This window comes from Streptomyces glaucescens (assembly GCF_002154375.1).
Classification (GTDB): Bacteria; Actinomycetota; Actinomycetes; order Streptomycetales; family Streptomycetaceae; genus Streptomyces; species Streptomyces glaucescens.
Genome location: NZ_MUND01000004.1, coordinates 21,771 through 27,954, shown reverse-complemented (window position 1 = coordinate 27,954; position 6,184 = coordinate 21,771). Strand labels below are relative to the sequence as shown.

Below are 6,184 nucleotides of genomic sequence, written 5' to 3'. Positions count from 1 at the left end.
TCGTAGACGGCGAGGTGGACGGTGTGCCCGCACTGTTCGTTGAGGCGGACCAGGTGGGAGTGGGCGATCTCCCGGATGTCCAGGTTCTCCATGGCCTCCTGGGCGAGGGCGAAGAGCCGGGCGCCGAGGCGGTAGCGCTGGTCGGACTGGCGGTAGACGAAGCCGTGCTCGTTGAGCGTGCGCAGCAGGCGCAGGGCGGTGGACTTGTGCACGCCGAGGCGGTCGGCGACCTGTCCGAGGTCGGCGGGTCCCTCGGCGAGCAGCGGCAGGATGCTCAGCGCGCGGTCGACGGTCTGGCTCATGGCGTACGTTCCTCCTCGTCGGCCCCTTCCGTGGCGGCTGTCCAGCCGGGGCCGAGTCGAAGTGTCCCCCACGCGGTGCCGTCGAGGGCGGCGAGCCGGTCGGCGTGGTCGCGGGCTGGGGGCGTCGCGAGGTCGCCGGGGACGGTGAGGGCGGCGGCGGCCCACAGGTGGCCGTGGCGCAGCCGTTGCCGCGGGGGCAGGCCGCGCAGGGTGGCGGAGAGGAATCCGGCGGCGAAGGCGTCTCCGGCGCCGGTCGTCGCGACGACGTCGACGGTGAGGGCCGGGACGAAGGTGCCGGGTGACGGTGCCCGGTTCGCTCCGAACAGCGTGGCGCCCCGCGCACCCTCCTTCACCACCAGCAGGCCCGGCTCGGGCAGCAGCGCCCGGACGGCTTCCGGGCCGCCCGTCACGCCCCAGGCCTCCTCGGCCTCGTCCTCGCCGACGAACACGACGTCCGCGGCCCGGGCCAGTTCCAGCAGCACCGCGGCGCCCTCGCCGTCGCGCCACAGCCGGGAGCGGTGGTTGACGTCGAAGGAGATCAGCGGGCGGCCGGGGCGGGGCGCGGTCAGTTCGCGCAGCAGGCCGAGGCAGTCGGCGGACAGGGCCGCCGTGATGCCGGACAGGTGCAGGACGCGGCCCGCGCGGGCGGCCGGGAGGTCGACGGTGGCCGGGCTCATCGCGGAGGCCGCCGATCCGGCGCGGTAGTACGCCACCTCGTGCGCGTCCGTGGCGCGGTCGCCGGCGGTGCGGAAGTAGACGCCGGTCGGGCGGGCGGGGTCGCGCCGTACGGCTGTGACGTCCACGCCGTACGCCCCGATCGTCTCCACCAGGTGGTCGCCGAACCCGTCGTCCCCCACCCGGCTCACCCACCGCGCGGAGTGTCCCGCGGCGGCGAGCATGCAGGCGACGTTGGACTCGGCGCCGCCGATGGAGCGGTCGAAGGAGGGAACATCGGCGAGACGGCCCGGACGGATGGGCAGAAAGGTGACCATGGACTCGCCGAGCGCGACGACGTCCACGGCGCCGGGGGTGGTGCGCGGTCCGGTGGCGGTCACGGTCGTCGTTGCTCCTCGGCGTCGTACGGGTGTCGGCGGCTTTCGTTGACCCCGCGTTGGCCGAGATGTTAGACAGCGGTAAGCGATATACGCAACGGACGTTGCAATGTGTGCAACGGACCTGATCAGGGAGGTTCCATGGGCAGCGAAGCCCTCGCCCGGCTCACCGAGGAACGCGTCGACCACCGCTTCCGGGGCCTCCCGCCGGACGCCGACGGACTCACCGTCGGCGAGCTGGCCGCCCAGCGCCGCAACCTCTTCACCGGCGGTTTCACCACTCCGGTCCTCGCGCTGTCCGCCGAGCATCTGGAGCACAACCTGCGGCTGATGGCGGAGTACACCGCCCGGCACGGCCTGGTCTTCGCGCCGCACGGCAAGACGTCCATGGCGCCGCAGCTGTTCGCCCGCCAGATAGCGCACGGCGCCGTCGGCATCACCCTCGCCGTACCGCACCAGATGAGGGTGGCGCGGGCGTTCGGGGTGGAGCGGATCTTCCTCGCGAACGAGCTGGTCGACCCGGTGGCCCTGCGCTGGATCGCCGCCGAGCTGGCCGCCGACGACGACTTCAAGTTCATCTGCTACGTCGACTCGGTGCGCGGCGTGGAGCTGATGGAGGCGGCCCTGGCGGACGTCCCGGTCCCCCGCCGCCTGGACGTGGTCGTGGAGCTGGCCGCAGGGGAAGGTGCCCGCACCGGGGTGCGCACCGAGGCGGAGGCCGCGCGGGTCGCGGACGCCGTGCTCGGCACCCGGGCGCTGCGGCTGGCCGGTGTCGCCGGCTACGAGGGCGAGGTGCCGCAGGCGACGCCGGAGCGGGTGCGGGCCTGGCTGGGCCGGCTGGTCTCGCTGGCCGTGGAGTTCGACAAGGCGGGCCGGTTCGCCGGGCTGCACGAGATCGTGGTCAGCGCGGGCGGCAGCGCCTGGTTCGACGCGGTGGCGGAGGTCTTCGCCCAGATACCGGACCTGTCGGCGCCGGTCCTGAAGCTGCTGCGCTCCGGTGCGTACGTGTCGCACGACGACGGCCACTACCGGAAGCTGACCCCGTTCACCCGGATCCCGGAGGAGGGCGCGCTGGAGCCCGCGTTCCGCCTCTGGACGCAGGTCGTCTCCCGCCCCAGCGCCGAGCAGGCCTTCGCCAACGCGGGCAAGCGGGACGCCGCGTACGACCTCCACCTGCCGTTCGCGCAGGTGGTCCGCCGGGACGGGGTGGAGCGCCCGGCCACCGGGATCGAGGTCACCGGCCTGTCCGACCAGCACGCCTGGCTGCGCACCGCCCCGGAGGCGGATCTGGAGGTGGGCGACTGGCTCGGTCTCGGGCTGTCCCACCCGTGCACCGTGTTCGACAAGTGGCAGCTGATCCCGGTGGCCGAGGCGGACGGCACGGTCGTCGACTACATCCGCACGTTCTTCTAGGGGGTACGGCGGTGGAAGATCTCGTCATCCGGGACGCGGACGTCGTCGACGGCACCGGCGCCCCCTCCTACCGCGCCGACGTGGTCGTGGACGGCGGCCGGATCGTGTCGATCGTCAAGGAGGCCGCCGCGGCGGGCTGCCAGCGCCCGTCCGCCGTGCGCGAGCTGGACGCCGAGGGGCTGGTCCTCTCCCCCGGCTTCATCGACATGCACGCGCACAGCGACCTCGCCCTGCTGCGCGACCCCGACCACAGCGCCAAGGCGGCGCAGGGCGTCACGCTGGAGGTGATCGGCCAGGACGGCCTGTCGTACGCGCCGGTCGACGACCGTACGCTCGGCGAGGTCCGCCGGGCGATCACCGGCTGGAACGGCTCCGGCGACGACATCGACTTCGACTGGCGGTCGGTCGGCGAGTACCTGGACCGGCTGGACCGGGGCATCGCGGTCAACGCCGCCTATCTGATCCCGCAGGGCACGGTCCGCGCCCTCGCCGTCGGCTGGGAGGACCGGGAGGCCACCGCGGCCGAGCTGGAGCGGATGCGGCAGCTCGTCGCCGAGGGGCTGGAGCAGGGCGCGGTCGGCATGTCGTCGGGGCTCACGTACACGCCCGGCATGTACGCGAAGGACGCCGAACTGACCGAGCTGTGCCGGGTGGTGGCGTCGTACGGCGGCTACTACTGCCCGCACCACCGCTCCTACGGGGCGGGGGCGCTGGAGGCGTACGAGGAGATGGTGGCGCTCGCCCGGGAGGCGGACTGCGCGCTGCACCTGGCGCACGCCACCATGAACTTCGGCGTGAACAAGGGCCGCGCGCCGCAGCTGCTGGCCCTGCTGGACGACGCACTGGCCACCGGCGCCGACATCAGCCTCGACACCTACCCGTACACCCCCGGCTGCACCACCCTCGCCGCGCTGCTGCCGAGCTGGGCGAGCGAGGGCGGCCCGGAGGCGGCCCTGAGGCGGCTGACGGACCCGGGGACGGCGGCGCGGATCCGGCACCACATGGAGGTGACCGGCGCGGACGGCTGCCACGGGGTGCCGGTGGAGTGGGAGACGATCGAGATCTCCGGCGTCACCGATCCGGCGCTCGCCGGATACGTGGGCCGTACGGTCCTGGAGTCGGCACGGGCGCGCGGCGAGGAGCCGTGGACGGTCGCGCACCGGCTGCTGGTGGAGGACCGCCTCGGCCCCACGATCCTCCAGCACGTCGGCCATGAGGAGAACGTCCGGACGATCATGCGCCACCGGGTGCACACCGGTGGCTCCGACGGCATCCTCCAGGGTGCGAAGCCCCACCCGCGGGCCTACGGCACCTTCCCGCACTACCTCGGCCACTACGTCCGCGAGCTGGGCGTGCTGTCGCTGGAGGAGTGCGTCGCGCACCTCACCGCCCGCCCGGCGGCCCGGCTGCGACTGCCCGACCGGGGCGTGGTGCGGGAGGGCTACCGGGCCGACCTGGTGCTGTTCGACCCGGCCACCGTGGCGGCCGGGTCGACGTACGACCGTCCGCGCACCCTGCCGGCCGGCATCCCCTACGTGCTGGTGGACGGCCGGTTCGTGATCGACGAGGGGCGGCGGACGGACGTCCTGGCGGGCCGTTCGGTGCGCAGGACGCCCGTCTGACCGGTTACGGCCGCGGCGCCGGTCACGGCTTGGGCAGGGTGCAGCCGCTCGCGTACAGGTCGAGCTTGCTGTCGAGGCCGAAGCAGGCGGCGAACTGGTAGGTCTGCTGGGCGTAGTTGATGCCCTGGCGGACGGTGACGGTGCCGTTCGCGTCGACCTCGCACGGATTGTTGACCGTGCAGCGCTCGCCGCTCTCGTTGCCGGTGTTGTTCACGGCGACGACCCGGCCGGTGGCCTGGTCGACGACCGGGGAGCCGGAGGTGCCGCCGATGGTGTTGCAGGCGGAGGTGTAGCGGACGGAGTCCTTCCAGGTCCAGTCGCCCTCGCGCATCTGGTACACGAAGCCGTCTATGGAGCAGTTGTAGATGCGCTTCCAGTACCCGGAGACGACACTGATCGCGGTTCCGGCGACCGGGTGGGAGTCGTTGAGGGTGAGCGCGTTGATGCCGTAGGCGCTTCTGATCTGCCCGTAGGTGCGGGTGAGCTGGTAGACCGCCGCGTCGGTGTCGGTCATGGTCGCGTAGGCGATCTTGCTCGCGCGCAGGGTCGCCACGCGGGTGCCGGCGGAGTTCAGCAGGCCGAAGGAGCGGGTGGAGGCCCGGTCGACGATCACCTCGCCGGGCTCCGGGAAGCCGGACTCCAGACAGTGGCCGTTGGTCAGCACCAGCGCCGGGTCGTCGTCGGCGGAGTCCGGCATGCGGACGACCGAGCCGGAGCAGTTGCTGAGCGCCACGGTCCCGGCGAAGTTCACCGCCTTGACGGCGGGCGCCGCCTCGGCGTCCGGCGTGGCCGCGACGGCGGGTGCCGCGCCCGCCCCGGTGATCACCAGGGCCGCGAGCGTGGCGAGGAGAGGCTTCTTCATGTGGGGATCCCCTCTGGTACGACGGGGGCGACCGGAGGTCGTCCGGCCGCCCGCTGTCTTGTCATGCGCATTGTTAATGCCGGGGCGTGAGGGGACAAGGAGGCGTTTCCGGCCCCCCGTGGCGGGTTTTCGCGCGTACGGGGCCGCTACTTGGGCCGCTTGGTACTGCCGGGACCGTGCCCCGGGTTGCCGTTGGCGTTGCCCGGACCGTCGGCGGAGAGGGAGGCGGTCGGCGCCGGTGACGGCGTGGCCGTGGCCGTGGCCGTGGGCGACACGGGTGCCGCGGTCACGGGGGCTTCGCCGCCGCCCTCGGCGGGCCCCGGCGCAAAGGAGCGGGAGGAGGGGCCGGAGGAGGCACCCGGAGTGGTGTCACCGGTCGCCACTGCGGGCGCGGCCGTCGGAGCGGCGCCGCCGCCGTCGCCGTCGGCACCGACCGCGTCCGCGTCCGCGCTCGCGCCCGTGCCCGAAGGCGCCACCGTGCCCGGGTCGTCCGCCGACGGGCTCGCCCGGCTCCGCTCCCCCTGCGCCCCGCCGCCGGAGGACCCGGAGAAGGAGAACCCGGCGATCAGTGCCACCGCGGACGCCGCGCCCACCGCACCGGTGGCCACCAGCGCCCGCCGCTGCCGCCAGGGGCTGGGCTTGCGCCGGGAACCCCGGGCGCGCCGGGATCCGGGGGCGGTCACCGGCGGCAGTTCGCGCGTCTCGTCGTAGGCGTTCTGCCAGCCGTGCGCCACCGCCGGGTCGGCGTACTCCTCGTAGGCCGGGATCTGCTCCGGTCGCGGCTGCGGCTGGTACACCATCGGCGGACGCTCGTGGTCACCCGTTCTGGGGGGCTCGGACATGGCCGCGCATTCTAGAGACTGGAGTGACTCCAGGGACAGCGTCGACGCATTTCACCGCAAACCACACGTCTCACGTGTCGGAAAACACGAC

The 6,184-nt window shown here is 73.5% G+C and carries 6 protein-coding genes; 2 read left to right on the top strand and 4 right to left on the bottom strand.

The features are described 5' to 3' along the window. On the bottom strand, positions 1-302 hold a 302-nt coding region (locus CCN42_RS00410; protein WP_143661809.1), incomplete at its 3' end, for a helix-turn-helix domain-containing protein. Beyond that, entirely contained in the window at positions 299-1,357 is a 1,059-nt protein-coding gene (locus tag CCN42_RS00405) for a sugar kinase (RefSeq protein WP_086732531.1), read from the bottom strand. The genes CCN42_RS00405 and CCN42_RS00410, both read right to left, overlap by 4 nt. Positions 1,358-1,495: 138 nt before the next feature. Between CCN42_RS00405 and CCN42_RS00400 the strand changes: the two genes are divergently transcribed. Further along, on the top strand, positions 1,496-2,767 hold the full coding sequence (locus CCN42_RS00400; protein WP_086732530.1) for an amino acid deaminase: 1,272 nt from the start codon (positions 1,496-1,498) through the stop codon (positions 2,765-2,767). Between the two features lie 11 nt (positions 2,768-2,778). Further along, on the top strand, positions 2,779-4,389 hold the full coding sequence (locus CCN42_RS00395; protein ID WP_086732529.1) for an N-acyl-D-amino-acid deacylase family protein: 1,611 nt from the start codon (positions 2,779-2,781) through the stop codon (positions 4,387-4,389). A gap of 22 nt (positions 4,390-4,411) precedes the next feature. Here the strand turns inward: CCN42_RS00395 and CCN42_RS00390 are convergent, their stop codons facing one another. Both CCN42_RS00390 and CCN42_RS00385 read right to left on the bottom strand, forming a co-directional pair. Next, positions 4,412-5,251, bottom strand: a complete 840-nt coding sequence (locus tag CCN42_RS00390) for a S1 family peptidase (protein ID WP_086732528.1) — start codon at positions 5,249-5,251, stop codon at positions 4,412-4,414. A gap of 146 nt (positions 5,252-5,397) precedes the next feature. After that, entirely contained in the window at positions 5,398-6,093 is a 696-nt protein-coding gene (locus CCN42_RS00385; RefSeq protein ID WP_143661808.1) for a hypothetical protein, read from the bottom strand. Between the last annotated feature and the right edge of the window lie 91 nt (positions 6,094-6,184).